The organism is Photobacterium minamisatsumaniensis, from assembly GCF_050336695.1.
Taxonomy (GTDB): domain Bacteria; phylum Pseudomonadota; class Gammaproteobacteria; order Enterobacterales; family Vibrionaceae; genus Photobacterium; species Photobacterium minamisatsumaniensis.
The window spans coordinates 271028-290177 of sequence record NZ_JAKJSI010000010.1 but is presented as its reverse complement, the minus strand read 5'-3'; the positions used below and the strand labels follow the sequence as shown (position 1 = coordinate 290177).

16 protein-coding genes are annotated in these 19150 nt (G+C 43.0%); 6 read left to right on the top strand and 10 right to left on the bottom strand.

Annotated features, from left to right (window positions below; genetic code table 11):
- Positions 1-61: 61 nt before the first annotated feature.
- From udp to L4D78_RS01635, 8 genes are all read right to left on the bottom strand, one after another.
- Positions 62-829 (bottom strand): uridine phosphorylase, encoded by a 768-nt coding sequence (udp, locus tag L4D78_RS01670; protein ID WP_428465324.1) that lies wholly within the window; start codon positions 827-829, stop codon positions 62-64.
- Positions 830-1166: 337 nt separating this feature from the next.
- Positions 1167-3617, bottom strand: coding sequence for a zinc/cadmium/mercury/lead-transporting ATPase (locus L4D78_RS01665; protein WP_428465323.1), 2451 nt, complete (start codon positions 3615-3617; stop codon positions 1167-1169).
- A 256-nt stretch (positions 3618-3873) separates the two neighbouring features.
- Complete coding sequence (locus L4D78_RS01660; RefSeq protein WP_428465322.1) at positions 3874-4347, bottom strand: response regulator; 474 nt, start codon at positions 4345-4347, stop codon at positions 3874-3876.
- Between the two features lie 9 nt (positions 4348-4356).
- Positions 4357-5682 carry an ATP-binding protein gene (locus L4D78_RS01655; RefSeq protein WP_428465321.1) on the bottom strand — a complete coding sequence of 442 codons (1326 nt, stop codon included), beginning with the start codon at positions 5680-5682 and terminating at the stop codon, positions 4357-4359.
- 11 nt (positions 5683-5693) lie between these two features.
- A complete protein-coding gene (locus L4D78_RS01650) occupies positions 5694-7109 on the bottom strand; it encodes an SLC13 family permease (protein ID WP_428465320.1) in 1416 nt (471 codons plus the stop codon).
- A 260-nt stretch (positions 7110-7369) separates the two neighbouring features.
- Positions 7370-8788 (bottom strand): MATE family efflux transporter, encoded by a 1419-nt coding sequence (locus L4D78_RS01645; protein WP_428465420.1) that lies wholly within the window; start codon positions 8786-8788, stop codon positions 7370-7372.
- A 147-nt stretch (positions 8789-8935) separates the two neighbouring features.
- Positions 8936-9352 (bottom strand): CBS domain-containing protein, encoded by a 417-nt coding sequence (locus L4D78_RS01640; protein WP_428465319.1) that lies wholly within the window; start codon positions 9350-9352, stop codon positions 8936-8938.
- 246 nt (positions 9353-9598) lie between these two features.
- Positions 9599-10900: a DUF945 family protein gene (locus L4D78_RS01635; protein ID WP_428465318.1), complete on the bottom strand. Its 1302-nt coding sequence runs from the start codon at positions 10898-10900 to the stop codon at positions 9599-9601.
- A gap of 288 nt (positions 10901-11188) precedes the next feature.
- Here L4D78_RS01635 and L4D78_RS01630 point away from each other — a divergent pair, with 288 nt between their 5' ends.
- The 4 genes from L4D78_RS01630 to L4D78_RS01615 all read left to right on the top strand — a co-directional run bounded on the left by L4D78_RS01630 (position 11189) and on the right by L4D78_RS01615 (position 15563).
- Complete coding sequence (locus L4D78_RS01630) at positions 11189-13135, top strand: ATP-binding protein (RefSeq protein ID WP_428465317.1); 1947 nt, start codon at positions 11189-11191, stop codon at positions 13133-13135.
- A 9-nt stretch (positions 13136-13144) separates the two neighbouring features.
- Positions 13145-13645: a response regulator gene (locus L4D78_RS01625; protein WP_428465316.1), complete on the top strand. Its 501-nt coding sequence runs from the start codon at positions 13145-13147 to the stop codon at positions 13643-13645.
- Between the two features lie 136 nt (positions 13646-13781).
- A complete protein-coding gene (locus L4D78_RS01620; RefSeq protein WP_428465315.1) occupies positions 13782-14774 on the top strand; it encodes a 2-hydroxyacid dehydrogenase in 993 nt (330 codons plus the stop codon).
- Between the two features lie 240 nt (positions 14775-15014).
- Complete coding sequence (locus L4D78_RS01615) at positions 15015-15563, top strand: hypothetical protein (RefSeq protein ID WP_428465314.1); 549 nt, start codon at positions 15015-15017, stop codon at positions 15561-15563.
- Positions 15564-15653: 90 nt separating this feature from the next.
- Here L4D78_RS01615 and dsdC read toward each other — a convergent pair whose 3' ends face one another.
- Together dsdC and L4D78_RS01605 are read right to left on the bottom strand one after the other, a co-directional pair.
- Complete coding sequence (gene dsdC, locus L4D78_RS01610; protein ID WP_428465313.1) at positions 15654-16568, bottom strand: DNA-binding transcriptional regulator DsdC; 915 nt, start codon at positions 16566-16568, stop codon at positions 15654-15656.
- 120 nt (positions 16569-16688) lie between these two features.
- On the bottom strand, positions 16689-17276 hold the full coding sequence (locus tag L4D78_RS01605; protein ID WP_428465312.1) for a TfoX/Sxy family DNA transformation protein: 588 nt from the start codon (positions 17274-17276) through the stop codon (positions 16689-16691).
- Positions 17277-17528: 252 nt separating this feature from the next.
- Between L4D78_RS01605 and L4D78_RS01600 the strand changes: the two genes are divergently transcribed.
- Together L4D78_RS01600 and L4D78_RS01595 are read left to right on the top strand one after the other, a co-directional pair.
- Positions 17529-18134, top strand: a complete 606-nt coding sequence (locus tag L4D78_RS01600) for an LON peptidase substrate-binding domain-containing protein (RefSeq protein WP_428465311.1) — start codon at positions 17529-17531, stop codon at positions 18132-18134.
- A gap of 82 nt (positions 18135-18216) precedes the next feature.
- Positions 18217-19140: an HDOD domain-containing protein gene (locus L4D78_RS01595; protein WP_428465310.1), complete on the top strand. Its 924-nt coding sequence runs from the start codon at positions 18217-18219 to the stop codon at positions 19138-19140.
- Positions 19141-19150 lie beyond the last annotated feature (10 nt).

The window sequence follows — 19150 nt, the reverse complement described above, 5'->3', positions numbered from 1 at the left end:
ATATGAAAAAACCAGTGCAAAGCACTGGTTTTTAAATTCTAAGCTAAGCAACTTGGTGGAATTACTCGGCTAACATCTTGCGTGCAGCTTCTACAACAACTTTGATTGAACGTGCTTCTGTTACTTTCAACGTTGCATGATCAGGTGTTTCTTCCTGAGTACGGTTGATAATAACACCAGCCACACAACCCGCACGTAAGCCAGAGCTCGCACACATTGTTAGCAATGTCGCAGATTCCATTTCAAAGTTAAGCACACCCATTTCCTGCCACTCTTTCATTGAGCCTTGGAAGCGACGAACAACACGACCAGAGAACGTATCGTAACGCTCTTGGCCTGGGTAGAAGGTATCACTCGAAGCCGTTACACCCGTATGTACTGTTGCACCATCGTCGTCACACGCTGCTTTCATTGCAGTTGCAACGTCAAAATCTGCAACCGCAGGGAATTCCATTGGCGCAAAGTGTAGGCTTGCACCGTCTAGGCGTACAGAGCCCGTCGATACAATCATGTCGCCTACATTGATATGTGGTTGAATTGCGCCTGTCGTACCGACACGTAGGAAGGTACGAACACCCAACTGCGCCAGTTCTTCAACAGCGATTGAAGTTGAAGGACCACCAATCCCCGTCGAACATACAACTACAGATTTACCATCTAGCTTAGCGCGGAACACCGTGTACTCACGCGAGCTTGCTAAAAATTCAGGGTTATCCATTAGGTTGGCAATTTTTTCAACGCGAGCAGGATCGCCAGGAATAATTGCAAGCTCTGCACCGTTAAGGTCCGCTTTATTTACACCAAGATGGAAAACTGCGTTGTCAGACATAATCAGATCCTTTCATTATTATTGCCGCTGATATAGGGGGAACAAGATTAGCGGCTACACTTAATTATTGTTTTGGAAGTACTCTTTCAACTTTATCGCAAAAGAGTGCTCGCGAAACACCAAATAACGATAGCCTATAGGCGCCAGCATTTGAGTGATCACAATCACACAAATAGAAAAACAAACAATYTCACGTTACATCTTATTGTGACGAAGATCTCACTTAATCGTTATCCTTTGCGGGCAATCACATTTCTCGCGATGAGCACAGATATAAAAAAGGCACCACTTTCGTGATGCCTTATTATCCAATCATAAACTAGTGCGGTGTTCTTAATTACTCATTTGGCTTAAATTTCAACAGCCTTAGCGCATTTAGGGTAACCAATGCTGTTGCGCCACTATCTGCCAGTACGGCCACCCAAAGCCCGGTCAAACCAAACAATGTGGTGACAAGGAATACCCCTTTTAGGCCGAGTGCCAAGATGACATTCTGACGAATATTAGCCAGCGTTGCTTTAGACAGAGCGATCATCATCGGTAATTCTGAAATTCGATTGTGTGTCAGTGCCGCGTCTGCAGTTTCCAACGCAACATCTGTACCGCCACCCATCGCAATACCAATCGAGGCTGTTTTCATTGCCGGAGCATCATTGATGCCATCACCCACCATGGCAACACGCTTGGTTTGATTTGCCAATTCAACTGCTTTCACTTTATCTTCTGGCAATAAACCAGCACTGAAATCAATATCAATTTCTTTGGCAATCGCAGCCGCTGCTCGTGGGTTATCACCCGTTAGCATTACAGAATGAATACCCATCGCCTTCAGTGCCTTAATGGCCTTCGCACTGTCTTCACGTAAGTTGTCACGCCATGCAATCAGTCCCACTGGCTGCTGGTTACGGACAGCAACAACCAAGGTTTTCCCTTCACCTTCTAGTTGGAAAGCTTGCGATGTTTGTGATTCAGTCAGTTCAACACCTTGTGGTAGACGATCTGCTGCTGCAAGTACCAACAAGTCACCGTCTGTAATACCTTGAATACCACGCCCCGCGAGTGCTTCGCGCTGCTCTGCTTCTGTTACCGTTAAACCCCGTTGCTCTGCTGCATTTACCACAGCCTTTGCTAACGGGTGAGCTGAACCCATTTCTACCGCTGCTGATTGGCGAAGTAATTTATCTTCATCACCATCCCAGCTAACGATGTCTGTCATTACAGGTTTGCCTTCTGTTAGCGTCCCTGTTTTATCAAATGCGACTGTTTCAATATGACCAAGTTGTTCAAGTGCTGCTCCGCCTTTAATCAATGCGCCTCGACGAGTTGCCGCAGCCAAACCTGAGGTAATTGCTGCTGGAATAGAGATAACCAATGCACAAGGACAAGCAATAAGTAACAAGGTTAAGCCTTTATAGAGCCATTCATCCCACGACTGACCAAACATCATTGGCGGTATAACCACAACCAACGCTGCTAGCACAATCATCGCTGGGGTATACCAACGGCTAAAGCGGTCAACAAATCGCTCAAGCGGTGCTTTACGTGATTCAGCATCCTCAATAAGGTGCAAAATACGGTCAATGGCATTATCACCTTGGGCAGACGTTATTTTCAGTCGCACGACCCTGTCGGCAACTAATGCACCGGCCATGACTTGCTCCCCTGAAAAGCGTTCTACAGGTACTGATTCCCCTGTAAGCGCACTTTCATCAAAGCTCGCGGCAGCATCAAGTAATTCAACATCAGCAGGAAGACGTCCCCCTGGGGCAACTTCAATAACGTCGCCTTGTTTTAGCTCGTCTGCTGAAACCTGCACTTTCGTACCATCAGCACGGATCACGGTCGCTTCTTCTGGCACAAGTGCCATTAAGGCTTTTACGCCACTGCGGGCTTTTGCAGATGCATAACTTTCAAGTTGCTCACCAATAAGGAACAACAGCAATACCATTGCCGCTTCGGCCGTTTCCCCTAGGTACAAAGCACCTATTGCCGCGACACTCATTAATGTTTCAATCGAGAAAGGTGAACCACTTTTTGCCAACACAACCGCTTTACGTGCAATCGGGATCAAACCTAAAATTGTCGTGGCCGTAAACGCAATGAAACCTAATGATTCTGACTGCTTACTAACAATGAATGACACCAACATCATGATAGCAATGAAGATAACAGGTAGGTTTTCTTTGATTAAGCTCGCAGCGGTTTCTGGCTCAGCTTTATCTTTACCGGTAACAAGGCTGAAACCTGTTTCTTTGGTTTTTGCGATAATTTTTGATGCCAGTTCATCTGACTCGCAATTAACCACCAGCCTCTCGGTTGCAAACATTACTTTCGCGGAGATAACGCCCTCAATCGCCGTTATGGCTTTCTCTAACTTGCTGGCACAACTCGGACAATCCATACCACCGACTTTCCAACTCAACGTCGCGCTATGACTATCATTTGTCAGCAAGGTTTCTTTATCGTCACTCTCGATATCAGCTGTTTGCGAGCAGCAACCAGACGATGCACAAGATGACGATGGCGGACTCACGTCTTCAGGCGGTGCTACCTCTGCGGAAGTAATTTTGGCAATGTTAAATCCAGCAGGTGCACCGGAGGCAGGTTCTTCATCAGCAGGTAATGCTGACTCTTTATTTGATGCTGATTCAGCCACTGTTGATTGGCAAGTGCTTGAAACACAGCAATCCTCAGACTGGTTATTTTCAACTTGCACAGAGGCATTTGTTGCTAACGCAGGCTGAGCCGCGTGAACATGTAGCTTTTTATTATTGCATTGAGCGCACATCGTCATTTTCCTTGTTTTCGTGATTGGCAATCATCACCAATACCTAAACTATAAACCTTAGAGCTGAGTCTAAGGTCAAGAAAGGAATCGACTAATAACAAAGAAAAATGGAAGAGGAACGCACGCAGTACAGTTTGGCCATTTGCAATAACGATGGCTCAAACATACCAATGTAGATGATGAAGTTGTAATGTAAACAAATAAAAGCCCACCAATACCTACGCATGATGAGCTTTATTCAACGATATTTAAGTAATTAACTTAACCGCCTAAATACCACGGCATTATCTAAAATATCCATCCATTGCTGGTAATCCAAGCCCATATCAAAGATATATTCAGTGATTAAGATCCTAGCTGTCGTTAGCAATGCATCCGCTTTCCATGGCTTCTCGAAGTAGCTTTCAATTCGAGCACGATTGATCGCCGCAATGGTATCTTGATGGGTCGCTTGACCGGTGAGCAAGACTTTCTTCGTACGGATGAAACGGTTGTCTTGCGATATTTCAGTTAACAACTCAACACCCGTTTTACCTGGCATTACATGATCTGAAATGACGAGTGCAATGTATTCACCTTCAGCATCCAGTTCATCCATCAGCTCTAATGCTTCATCAGCTGATTCACAGTCTTCAACATTAAAGAAGTCACCTAAGGGCGCTAGATCTTTTAATACTGCACTTAGTACTTCCCTTTGATCATCTACACAAATGATATTTAGCTTTTCCATAACCATCCCTTACGCGATTGGCAATTTAATACGAAATTTTGTTTTCTCAGGGTCACTCTTCAAGGCAATCGTCCCGCCATAACTATGTACTAGACGTTGCACAATAGAGAGCCCCAATCCTAGGCCAAATGACAGTCCCCCTTTTTTGGTGGTGAAATTTGGCTGAAAAACTTTTCTGCGTATTGCTTCTTCTATCATTGGGCCATTGTTACTGATAGTAATTAGCAATCTATTCTTTGAATGCCGTGTAATAATTTCAATCTGTGGTTCCGTGGTTTGCTCCATGGCATCACACGCATTCTTAATAATGTTGACCCACACCTGCACTAACTCAGTCGTACTCGCCGTAATGGTTGGCAATACCGCAGGCCGTAATACGACATTGACGCGACGCAGGTTACTTTGCAGCAGTGATAGCGATTTATGAATGGTATCGTTCACATCAACATCAGGTTGCCGAGCGTTATCGGTACCGCCAAGTTGCTTAACTGAGCGTACAATACTTGCAGCATGCTTAGAGGCTAAACGCATGTCATGCAAGTCTCGGCCGATATCCCAATACCGCAATGCATCATCAAGATTATTAAGCCAATAATCAGGCACATCTCCGTGAGGTAATGCTCGGGCAAGCTGCTTTGCCGTGTCACGGTCTAAAGCGTGTTTTTCTTGCAACGTTTTAGCGCGCTTACGCACTTCTGCCGAGGTCGAAGACTGACCGTCACAAATACCTAAATCAAGGAATGGGCTCACTTCTGGTTTATTCTCTTCCAGAAAATGACATATACCGCTCTGTATCCCTTCCGTTTTACTGCTGAGCACTCCTACAGCATTATTTAGCTCGTGAGCAATGCCTGCCGCCAGCTGACCTAATGTGGTCATTTGCTCGGCGGCATACAGTTTTTGTAACGCCTTTTCTTTTTCGATAGCTTGTAGTCCAGTCAGCATTTGACGTTGTGCCAATTCATGCACCATCACGGGCATAAACTGTTCACTCAACGAGCCATAGACTTCAGGTTCAACCGCTGCTGTCGCTCTGTCGATCCAAGCCAATTCACTGTCTTTTTCTGCAATGACGGTGGTTGAAGCCATCAACGTTTTTGCAAAAAAGCTGTGCACCCCAAAGAACATACCTTGCTTAGCCTGAAACACTTTAGCTGTAACACCGCTAGTTTCACTTTGTAGGTAAGCAGATAGCTCACCGTTTTTAACCCAATAGAGTTTGTCATTAAACCCATCTTGTTTAAGAATCTGAGTTCCAGCCTTTACCGCCTCGATACGAGACGGTTCGCGAAAGTAAACATCTATAATACGCTGCAGCGCTTCTGGTTGGTGCATCGACTTTCTCGTTAAATGTGGTCAATCATATGTAATAGCCAAATCATGACAAAACTCATAAATACACCCACCACACCGATGATGACGCCAACTCGCGCCATTTGATTACTTTGAACGTGCCCGGTAGCATGTGCTAATGCATTTGGCGGTGTACTGATAGGTAAAGACATACCCAAAGAAGCGGCGAACGTCACAACAAGAATAAGGGTGATCTCGCCGCCTAATGGCACCAGTGATGTCATCGATACACCCAGCGCAGCCATGATTGGCATCAATAAGTTCGCGGTAGCGGTATGCGACATAAAGTTTGCCATGAGCAAACACAGTAGTGCCGAACCACCAAGTACAACGTACGGTGAGTAATTATCAAATGGAATGCTATTCACCATCAGTTTGGCAAGGCCCGTTTGGTCGAGTGCTAAACCAAGTGCAATACCACCAGAAACTAGCCACAGCACATCCCACGAAATTTTCTTCAGATCTTCTTTATTGATAATGCCTGTTAGCGAGAACACCGCCACAGGGATCAATGCGACCGTATAAGAGTTCATACCATGACTTGAGCCCATCAGCCAAAGTGTAATGGTCAGTGCAAATGTCACGTATACCGTAATGGCTTTAGGTGTTTTCAAGAACTTACCTTTAATGGTTAATTCAATTTTTTCTTGTTTCGCAGGGTATAGCGCGTTAATGAGCAACCAAGCAAATACCAGCAAAATAGCCACGAATGGCACCCCAAAGAACATCCACTCACCGAAGGTGATCATATTTTCAGCACTTAGGTATTTCAATGCAATGGCATTCGGGGGAGTACCTATCGGAGTACCGATACCACCAATATTCGCGGCAACTGGAATACACAAGGCGAAAGCAATCTTACCTGGGTCTTTATTACCAAATAACGCAATCACAGGGGCAAGAATAGACAACATCATTGCTGTTGTGGCCGTATTTGACATGAACATCGAGAAAATTGCGGTGATCAGCATCAAACCAAACATTACATATTTAGGCTGTGTCCCAAATGGTCTTAGCAAAACACGAGCAAGGTTCACATCTAAGCGGAACTTGGTCGCAGCCATGGCCAGAAAGAATCCACCAAGAAATAGCATGATGATCGGGCTCGCAAACGTTGCCATGATATCGCTATGCTTAAGCAACTCACCAAAATGGGCCTGCCCTTCTCCGCTACGGAAAAGATATAACCCTTTATCTGAAAGTAATAAGAGTTCGAGTACGATTATCACCACAGAGGTGGCGTAAATCGGAATGGGCTCCATCACCCAGCATAAAGCTGCCAGTAAAAAGATCGCAATAACACGTTGTTGAATAACAGTTAAGCCTTCAACAGGAAATGCAGAAGCAGGAAGAAGTAAAATTAACAGTGGTACTAAAACCGGTATGATATACCGTAGATATGGACGCATGATGCCATTATTCCCTTAAAACTAAAAATCACCCTTTGTATCTGTCTTCATCCTTGATGATGGGTTGTTAGTGGAAGAAACAACAACAGACACAAGCTGCTAACTGCAAGAGTCAATTTGCAGCTAACCTAAAATACGTATGGGTTAATTTTGCGTTCATTCGGGTTTTATTTCACCGAATTAGATCAATAAACTGGTGAAATATAAATCTTTTTTAATGATTATCTAATCAATATTTAGCTCTTAATTGGGCTGTAAATTCACTTAATTTCACTTGTTAAAGGTTCCTCTACCGTATCTTCTTGTCCCATATAGGTTCGAGATGAACAAAATGGGGTTAATGGTATGCTCGGTTCAAGCACTTCAAGTTCTGATTGGCGTTGCTCATGTTCTTGAGCCATGACTTTAACCTGCCGCAGTAGCAATACAACGCCAATGACACCAAAAACAATAGACCCTATAGCCTGACCAATTAACACTCCACCAGCCCCGCCTATTGCACCACCAAGCATCACAAAAGGAATCGTACCGAGTGTTGCTTTGCCCATGTTCAAAGCCGTTGACCATGTAGGGCGGTTTAAGTTGTTAAACGCAGCATTGGCTACAAACAGTGCGCCATTAAATATAAAGGTTATTGCCACATAGGTGCAGAAAATAGAAAGTAGGTAGGCAGCATCCCCTTGTAAACTGAATGCTGCAATCAAATAGTCTTGAATATTCCACAAAATAAATGAAACCAACACGCAATAAGCCGATACGAATAGCATCGCATCTTTTAAGGTCCGGTCGATCCTATCCCAGCGTAAAGCACCAAAGTTTTGCCCAATAATTGGTCCTATCGCCCCCGATAATGAAAACACAAGTGCAAACATCACTGGCATCAAGCGGCCAATTACCGCATAGCCTGCAACAAAGTTTTCGCCATACTGAGCAATGTTGCTAGTGACAATCGCATTACCAATAGGTGTCGCTGTGTTGGTTAAAATAGCAGGAAACGCAAGAAATGATATCGCAGGCAAGGTAGTAAAAAAGGACTTAATCGCAGGCTTAGCAATGAGGTTATGGTGAACGATCACTGCATGCAGTGAAAAGACCATTACCGCAAGGCGGGCAAACACTGAAGCAATCGCCGCACCTTCAACTCCCATCGAAAAACCAAATATAAACAATGGGTCTAATATCGCATTTACCCCACCACCAATTAACGTCGCTACCATTGAACGGCGGGCATCACCAATACCGCGTAATGCGGCACCTGCAGACATCGAAATAGCGATCATCGGGGCGCTGGGCAATAAAATGGTTAAATAATCGGTTGCTGCCGAAGCTACGTGTCCTTTTGCTCCAATCATTGAAAGCAGTTGGGGCAAATTCCACAGCATTAAGCTGACCAAGATACAACTAATAATAAATGCAAAGATCATGACATTTACCGCCAAGTTCCTTGCTTTTTCTCTCTCATTTCCCCCTAATGCCCGCGACACAAGTGCGCCCATAGCAATAGAGGTACCGATTGACGCCGAGGTAGAAAAAAATATCAGCGTTCCGGCAAAGCCAATCGCGGCAGCCAACTCGATTTCACCGAGTAAGCTAATGAAAAACATATCGAGTAAATCGACCAAAAACAGTGCCATCAAGCCAATAGCACCTGTACCTGACATCACCACGATATGTTTCATTGGTGATCCCGTTACAAACTTAGCTTGTACCTCGCTGTTTTTCTGTGTTTCTGCCACACCGACTTCCTTTCTGCGGGTCATTATTCATATTGATTAAAATAAAGAAAGGCGCATAAATAGCGCCTTTCTTCTATTGTACAAGCAATTTTATACTGGATGTTTGAAGCAATCACCAATTTGATTACTAATGGCAGTAAGTACATCGCGACGTGTAATTACCCCTATTAATTGGCCTCTCTCGACCACTGGATATATTTTAGGTTTTTGCCCTGCCATAGTGTCGGCAAGTTCAATGATTGAATCATCAGGCGAAACGGTTAATACATCTGGCCGCATGCATTCTTGGACATTATGGGTATCCTGACAGTGATAGCCCACTTTCAATAGTTTATGGATCATGTCTTGTTCCGACAAGAAACCCACAACTTTCCTTGTTTCATCCACCACAGGCCCGCCAATTTGCTTGGCTGTAAGTAGTTTATCTAACGCTTGTGATAGTGACATTTTGGGATCAAATGTTACTGGGCGCGCATTCATGTAATCTCTTACTTTTAACGACTCCATGCATCCCCCTAATTCCGTTGTTAATGCTGATAAACAGGCAATTCGTGTACTTATAGCCTGCTTCGTATTGTCTCGGATGGCAGCTATCCTTTTAAATAAGGTAATCTCCTCCGCTTGATATAAGTGTCGTCTATTTCGTTGAAATTACTAAATTGAAATCATCAATTTCATTAATAGTTTTTCTCTATGAAATGAAAAAACCGCCTAAGACGGCGGTTTCTTCAGTTTTGGAGTCGCTCGTTGTGCTTACATAAACAGCATAAATAACATGGCTAAAGGCAGCTGATCGCCAGATGCCAATACAACCTTATCCCCTTCAATTTGCATTTTTAGGGAATAATGCGTATCTGATTTTTCTGCAATGCTATTTTTAACCATCATTTTGACACGCTCTGACAGCACTGGATCTGTATCAACTAAGTCCAAAGGCAAATTAATATTAATTTCACCATTTAGCTTTTCAGCAAGCTGACCAATATTTTCAGAAATATTAATAATGCCTGGAGAAAGCGTTAAATGAATATTGCTGTCAACGTCACCTTCTGGCGTCGTCACACTCAAATCACTAATTGCGAACGACAAGCCTTTAGCGACCAATAAATCAAGGGCACGAGAGACGTCTTGTGCTTCTTGCTCTGTCAGCTGGCCATCTAAAGAATCTGACAAATCACCAAGACGACTGAGAGCAGGATAATTCAACTCAGAAAATGCCATCTGGAAGTTAAAGTTACGGTACTCTTTACCGTCAAGCAGGGTTACTTTTCCCGCTTTTACCGCATTGCTGTTAGTGAGTAACGGCTCTTTTATCTCTTCAGTTGGCTGGCTCAAAACGTTCTTCATTGAGACTGAGATATGCTCAGCATCAACGCTTTGTTCTGATGCGATATCTTTAAAGCTAACGCTATCTAACGACATTTCTTGATGACCAATCCAGAACTGACCATCTAAAACACCTTCACCACCACCTTGCAGCCCTTTTAACGACATAGCTTCATTCGCATCAGTCGTTAATTCAGCAGAGGGTAATGTGTAGCGGAAATCACCCGCCCCTTTGGCATTAACGGTTCCTTCCATAACAAAGGCGCTAATATCAGCATTACCCCCATGAAATTCTTCCGTTTTGATAGGGTTAATCGTAAACGTAAAATCGGTTTTACGCGTTAAAGCCGTTGACGTTGAGAACGTAGCAGGCGCAACGTCCTTGCCCCAAAGTGCTTCAGCAATCGGCTTTAGTTCATCGTCAACCTGAAGTTCACTAGTCGAACTCACACCCATAAAATCATGGGTGATCCTATGTGCGATATACCAAACCGTAGGTAAACCTTCATCTTCGAAAATATATTTAAGCTCATCTTTTACTTCAATACGAGAAACCGCATCAGAACCAAGATAGCCGCGATCGTAATCGTCATTGGTTACGGAAAAATACGGATTTTCGTATTTACCAACCGTATCCATATATATTTGCTCACCGACTAATCCTGTGGCAAATGGCCAACAGAGTGCCACAACAACCGCACCACCAACCGCACCAATTTTCCTCAACATTACTTTACTCGTCCCACATTCGAAGATGAAAAACCAAGTTTATCACAGCTTTCTGAACAGTCTATTTATCAATAACTAAACCGATTAGATATATTCCTCATATCTAATTGGTACGACACAGGTATCAAGTTTTAAATAAAGTCGGATTCCGCCCTATTGACCTAAAACACTTTGCAATCTGGCTCTCAGTCTACACTGCTGATTTATTGTACACTTTTAGAATAATAAGATGACGGACTGCCGCTGATACTGTAGCTAAAAATCATGACAAATAAGAAGGATTTGAGGGTGAACAATTTTGTAATTATCTGTCTTGATGACGACCCCAAAGTCGTTGAACAACTTAACCAAGATCTTGCAGAATTTTCCGAGCTGTTTGATATCTGTAATGCCTATAGTATTACAGAAGCAAATGACACCCTCACATTTGTGGAGCAAAACAGTCAACGTGTTGCCCTCGTCATTTGTGATAATGAACTCGGTGATGATAAAGGAGTCGACTTTCTCGTAAAACTGGATCAGTACCCTGCAAGCCAGCAGGCTCGTTCACTGCTTCTTAACGATAAACCTCAACTTGATGCCATTATGCAAGCCGTTAACGAAGGGCGACTTCATTACTGTTTAACCAAACCTTGGAATAAAAAGGAACTGAAGCAAGTTCTGATAAAAGAGCTGACCAGCTTCATTCTAAAACACCAAGATGAAGATCTACTTAAATACAGCCAATTACTGGATCACCGCCGTATTCTGAATGCTCATATTGAGCGTCAAATGAATCGTTTCCGCTCAGGCTTCATTCAAGATACTGATACGCTAGACGACGCCACGCTTGCCAATCAAGTGGCTGATGCATTACAAGATTTCTTCCATGGCAACGACGAAAATCGTGCGTGTCGGCGCTATCATGAAAAGCATGTCCTCACTCAAGAAGGCCAACCGAATAATGTCCTTTGGTTTATTACGAAAGGTGAAGTCGCACTTTATAAAAAAGATGAGCATGGTAACCGCCATGAAGTCGCTCGTGTCAGCGCGGGAAATCTGGTCGGGGGGATGTCGTTTGTGACGGGTGAGCCGTCGTTTTCAACCGGGCTAACACTGTCAACGACCGATGTGATCAAGCTTGATCGCCAACTCTTCAATAAGGTGATGCATTCCCGCAGTGAACTACTGCCTTTATTTACCAACTTGCTACTGCGTAATTTTAATCGTCGCCTGCAAGGCAGTATTAAAACCGAGCTCCGCCTACAACAAACACTGAAATCGTTGGATGACGCTTATCACCAGCTCATTGATAAAGAAAAAATGGCAATGCTTGGGCAGTTAGTCGCAGGGGTTGCTCATGAGTTGAATAACCCTGTATCGGCTATATTACGTGGAAGCGACACGCTAAAACAAACCATCAATAAAATTACCGATACGCCACTTAATCAAGAAAACCAAAATCGGGGTAATTTTATTTTACAACAGGCTTTGCAATCACGTCCGCTATCTACATCTGAGGCCCGCCTACGCGCAAAAAAGCTAGCCACATCATTGGGTGACAGGCAACTGGCAAGAAAAGCTGTCATCATGGGGCTTGATAATGATGAACATATAACGCAATGGTTGCTTCCGCAAAAGGACGCACTTCCCTCTGTCTTATCGGAATGGGACAACTATTATCAAACGGGGAACTTTCTTCGTTCGATTAATGTGTGCGCTCACCGTATTGCCGATTTGGTTAAAAGTCTGAAAAGTTATGCCCGACAAGATGACGAATCACTTCACAGTATTGATATTCACGAAGGGATTGAAGACACGCTGGTGATTTTTGAAAATAAACTCAAACGGCATCATGTCATTAAAGAATATAGCCAATTACCCCCATTATATTGTCAGCCTATTGCCTTACAGCAAGTATGGACAAACCTTATATCCAATGCGCTTGACGCCATTACCGAGCCGGGACAAATACGCATTGCAACTCGGCTTGCCCCCTATCATCACAGCCAAGCTGGGCAACATGCCATAGAAGTCATTGTTGAAGACAGCGGCAAAGGTATTCCAGCTGAGCAACAACAGCAAATCTTTGAATTAAATTATACCACCAAGCGCGAAGGCAACTTCGGCTTGGGGATCGGGTTATCTGTTTGCCAACAAATAGTCCAGCAACACAATGGCAATATAAAGGTTGAGTCAGAGCAAGGACGATTCACCAAAATGATTGTGACATTGCCTTTAAACGAGGCCAAGTAAGGAGGCCATATGAAAAAGTATCTCATCCTCTGTGTTGATGACGAACGAGAAGTCCTCGATAGTGTCTTGAATGATCTTCGTGATCTTGAAACACATTTCATCATTGAGGCTGCCGAATCGGTTGATGAAGCCAAAGATGTACTCGCCGATGCCATTGCGGATCACACCCCACTCGCTTTGATCCTTTGCGATCACATAATGCCCGGTGAAAAAGGGATCGACTTTCTCATCGAACTAAAGCACCAAGAAGAGTCCTGTCATGCGCGTAAAGTACTACTTACTGGACAAGCAGGGTTAGAAGAAACTATTCAAGCGGTTAACAACGCCAGTTTAGATTATTTCATTTCAAAGCCTTGGGATGGCAATGCACTCTACAATACCGTTATCGCTCAACTAACTAATTACATGATTGAAAATGAACAAGATCTTATGCCTTGGATTCAGATACTTGATACGAATCGAGTAATGAAAGCCATGAGTGATCGCCGTTTAAGCTTTTCTGATACCTGACTTTTTACGGGATAATTTGTCATACAAACCTTTTCGGGTTACCACAATAATGTTATGTTGATCACATAATAACTATGGTTCAATTACACTGTTTCTAAATCCGTTATTTGAAATGGTGTATCCGAAAAGGTGACCTATGAAAGTTGCAGTCTTTAGCACCAAGAAATATGATCAAACATCATTTGAAATCATCAACCAGCGATACAACCACACACTGGATTATTATGATTTTCGCCTAACTGAACAAACCGCGAAAATGGCTCAAGGCTATGATGCCGTCTGTGCGTTTGTAAATGATGATCTTAGCCGCCCCGTTCTTGAGTTACTCGCAACCAATAATGTTCGCCTTATTGCTATGCGTTGTGCTGGTTTTGATAAAGTCGACCTTAACGCTGCACGTGAGCTAGGGCTTCAAGTAGTACGTGTACCCGCTTATTCACCAGAGGCTATTGCAGAGCATACTCTCGGCTTGATGCTTAGCCTTAACCGACGAATTCACCGTGCTTATCAACGCACGCGGGACGCAAATTTTTCACTTGAAGGACTAACTGGATTTAACTTTCATGGCCGTACTGTAGGTGTCATCGGTACCGGTAAAATAGGCATTGCGACCATTCGCATTCTAAAAGGCTTTGGCATGAACATTCTTGCCTATGACCCTTACGAAAATCCTATCGCCGCCGAACTAGGTGTGCAGTACACCACCTTAGATGACATCTACCAACAAGCTGATGTCATTACCTTGCACTGCCCAATGACACAAGAAAACTATCACATGCTAAATGCTGAATCCTTTGCCAAGATGCGTGACGGTGTGATGATCATTAATACCAGCCGCGGTGAATTATTGAATTCAAAGGATGCCATTGAAGCTTTAAAAAGCAGCAAAATTGGCTCTCTCGGTATTGATGTTTACGAAAATGAAAAAGATCTTTTCTTTGAAGACAAATCTAACGATGTGATTAAAGATGATATTTTCCGTCGCTTGTCTGCGTGCCACAATGTGCTGTTCACTGGCCATCAGGCATTCTTAACTGAAGAAGCATTGGGTAATATCGCAGATACCACACTGAGTAATATTAAACACTTTGGTGCGAATACAATGTCGGGTAATGAGTTAGTTAAGTAGCAACATCGTTTATTCATGCAGGTGTCACCGCCTGCATATTCTCCTTCGTCAGTAATGGGTGTATTTAGCTGCCGACAAAACCAAGATAAATCTAACCAAAAATAAGACCATGCTGTGATTTTTCCTGCACTTTTTTGCTCGGACAAAAATAAACCACAAAAAAGTCCTTTAAAATCTATGATTGCCTGTTGTTGTCTATTAAAATGTCTGCAATATTTTTAGCCCATTGGACTAATAGTCATGCGTAAAACTCTTATTGCCACGGGAATTATCCTGGCATCACTTTCAGCAGCTCATGTAAATGCACAATCTACAATGAGTAATTTTAGCTACGATTACGCTGAAGCGCGTATTGGTATTAGCCCACTGACCTACGGTGCTGGTTTCAGTAAATCTATCCACCCAAATGCTCACATTGTGGGTAGTATCGATACAGAGTTTGATAGTGATTGGGATGCTGCATTGGGTGTAGGCTTCCACGCACCAATCAACAACTGGGCAGACGTTACCGGTGAATTAAAAGCGCGCAACGCAAAAAACAAAGGGCGCTTTGACAGCTCTGCGGGAAAAATGGGGATGGAAGTTAACCTAGGTATTCGCCAATGGTTAGGTCCACAGCTTGAAGTGGGTGGTAATATTGGCCACTTGAACATTGATGACTACGAAAAAGTCATTGGTAACATCTACGCTCGCTTCCATGCTACTGAGCTGTTCTCAATTGGTGTAACGGGTCGTTTTAATGAAATTTATAGCGATCAAGTCATGCTTACAACGCGCTTTAAGTTCTAAGGCACGTTGCTGAAAAATAGCATGAAATAAACATACTAAAATAGCCCTCACGTTTCACTTAGAAACGTGAGGGCTATTTTATTTCTAATACTAAGCTGAAGTGGCAATCACATCTTCAAGCCACTCAATGAATGCTTTTACCCTCGGTGAAGATGACATTTCTTTACGACAAACCAAGTAGTAATTTAGAGGGGAAGCAACAGGTAAAGCAAAAGGCGTAACCAATCGCCCTGTTTGTAGTTGCTCTGCAATAAATGACTCTCGACCTATCGCAACGCCAATTCCTCTTTCTGCGGCTTGCAACGCCAAATCAGAACGATCAAACGTACAGCCAGCTTCTGGTAGGGGTATACCACTTTGCTGTGCCCAATACTGCCATTCATCATTACGACCAGCTCGAGCCCAAGGCGCGGCATCGTGTAATAACATGCAAGAGGCCAATTTTGTAGGATTCCCGTATAAGCCATGTTCAACAGCATAATCATGGCTGCACACTGGCAGCATGCTTTCAGCCATTAACTTTACAGTATGTAGCCCCGTGTATTTACCATCACCAAAGTACACCGCACAATCGAAAGACTCCGTTTGAAAGTCAACGAGCTCATTACGAGTACGCAAATGAAGACGCAAGGCAGGATATTTGTCTATAAATGTTTTAAGGCGAGGCAGCAGCCAACGTTGAGCAAATGTAGGCGGTACTGACACGTTAAGATCACCACTTAGCTCTAACGTTTTCAGATCTCTAATTTCATTCGCTATATCACCGAAGTTATGAGCAACCACTTCTTTTAGCCGCTTACCTTCTTCCGTTAATACCAATTTACGTGGCTGACGGATAAATAATTGAACCCCTAAGGCATCTTCAAGGTTTTTGATTCGATGGCTCACAGCACTTTGCGTCAAACATAATAGCTCTGCGGCGCGTGTAAAGCTCATCTGATCTGCCGCGATTAAAAAGCAATGTAGTCCTGAAAGTACAGATCCGGTCAAGCGAGGAAGGCGCATATAAATACATAAAGCAAAAAAGTGGTCGCGCCATCATACATCAAAAAAGTCACCTGTATTCAAGTGACTTCTTTAATTAAGAAAAATATGCACGACTCATATTAATACGTATAAATAAACTTAATCAATAGCACGTAATAAGCGCTGTTTATGATCGTCTTTTAGTAAGGACCAATGACAGCCATCAATGGCACCGGCAAACATCCATAGCAATTTAACATCGAGATCTTTTCCGTGGCTTTGACGAACTTTTTGATACACTTCAACAGCGCCGAGCGATATAAAACTGGTTACGTCAGGTATACCTGCTTTTTTTACCATTCGTTCCAATGTCAGCCTCATGTTCGGTAAGTCTCTAAGGCGCCTACTTTTTTCTGATGTTTTAAAGGCTTTCTCTGATACGGAAATTCCAATCGACTCTTCAACTAGCAGCGAGCACTGTCCACGACTGTGTTGGTATAATTCAGTAATATCATAATAATTCACCACAGCTGTAGTGCTACGTTTAATGTGTCTAAATTTCTCACAGCCTAAATGTGATAGCTGTTTATCCAGCTTCTCGCCACCGCGTAAGAACAAAGCATGTTCAGTTATAATCGCGTACATTGCACCGTTGATAAAAATGCCTGTCCCGCCAAACATTGAACGTTTCTCAAAACTACCAAATTCGCGAAGATAATTAAAAAACTCATCCTTGAAATCTTGCACAGTATTTCTCCCGTTAAACGCTATTGGTCCTAATTATCCAGTAACGCCAAACAAATAAGCGTCAACAAATTGACAATGGCACAAGACTGCTATCATTTCCACATATGAAACAGCGAACACTTGAAAGTGAGATTTTGAACATATTACTGAGCGCGAAATAAGCATAATGTGGCAAAAGCGACCTGATTTTTCATGCGGCTTTATTCGTTATCTTACACTTCAACGCTCACATCATTCTTGTCAGTAGCGTCTATGTTTAAAGTATCATTAGAGGGAATAGTCATGGGTGAGATAGCACTTTATCCATCAAGTCATCATGTACTTCCAGGCGGAAGAACTGACATTAAAATAGCCGAGGAGCGTTACCACCGCATGCTAAAAGAATCACTGGCAGGTAAACGGCGCTTAGCACTTTGTATGCTGAACGAACCAGAAGTCGATAACGAGATAAAAACAATTCCGGCTATTGTGACACTCTGCGATGTGATCAATTTTGATATGCATAACGATGGTGTGTTAACCATTACCATAGAAGGTAGCCAAAAAGTGCGCTTATTGGGGATTTCAATCGAACATGACGGGTTATTTAAAGGTGAACACACAACGTTTGCCAATTGGTCTTCGCAGCCGTTAAGAGCAGCACACAGCAATTTAGCCGAAAATTTGGATTTTTTGTTTAAAACAATGCCCGAAGTCGGCCATTTATATCCATCGCCTGAAATGGGTGATCTTAGCTGGGTATGCCAACGATGGATCGAAATCCTCCCGTTAGAGGTTCACTATAAACAATTACTTGTAACTCAAGATACCCCTTTGCTCACCGTTAGGTTTCTACATAAACTATTTCAATTAAAATAATACAATTTCCAAGTGTTTTGACTATTTAAATGAACCAACAACCGATAGAATACCCGCATCTAAATAGTGTATGAATGTTGTAATGGCACACGTAAGTTTTTTTTGGCTTCAGCCCGAACATGACAAAATTGTCAAAGGATTAGAATCGGAGTTTTTCTCCTTGGTGAAAAATGCCGTAAGAGAAGACCGATTAACCCTCCCTCCAATTCCAAACGTATTAGTTCAGCTTCAAAACCTCTGTAACGATAATGAGACTACAGTACGCGATGTAGCACAGCTTTTACTTGATGACCCCGGTATCGCGGCTTACATCGTAAAGATATCCAATACAATGATGTTCAATCGCCGAAATATTGTTTGTCATGATATTTATACTGCCGTCAGTCGATTAGGTATCCTTCGAGTTAGAGACATTATTACCGTTAAAACTATTGAAGAATTAAAAACCCGCCATAGCTTTAACACTGAATGTAACAACCTCCTCGTACAAAGTGCTATTCGTTCTCGCCAACTCGCAGCAACCATGGCACTTATTGCACATGGATTAGCCAATCACCCAGAATTTCCGAAGGCTGTTGAGCCTGAAAAAGCCCTCCTTGCTGGTCTATTTGCCGATATCGGTCTATTTAGCCTTATTAGCCAGTATCAACACTACCTTGATAGCGGTAACTACCTTGATCTTGATATCGCAAAATTTATTTTTGAACATTGCTGCCAAGATGCAAGCCTAGTAATTCTAAAGCACTGGAAGTTTGATGACGACTACCTAGAAGTCGCCTCCAATAAGCCGACCGCCTACAAAGCAGCCGCAGAAACGACTCACTATTTAGATATAGCACGCATGGCTAACCATCTTCTAATGTATAAAAATAACGATGCAGACATTGATGTCCATCATGTTGAGCTCGATCTAACAGACGCTGAAGTCATGTATGATTTAACCAACATGCCAGACAAAGAATTTAATCACCAATTAAGTATGGTAATTAAAAGCAGTGGATTCTAATTCACGCACA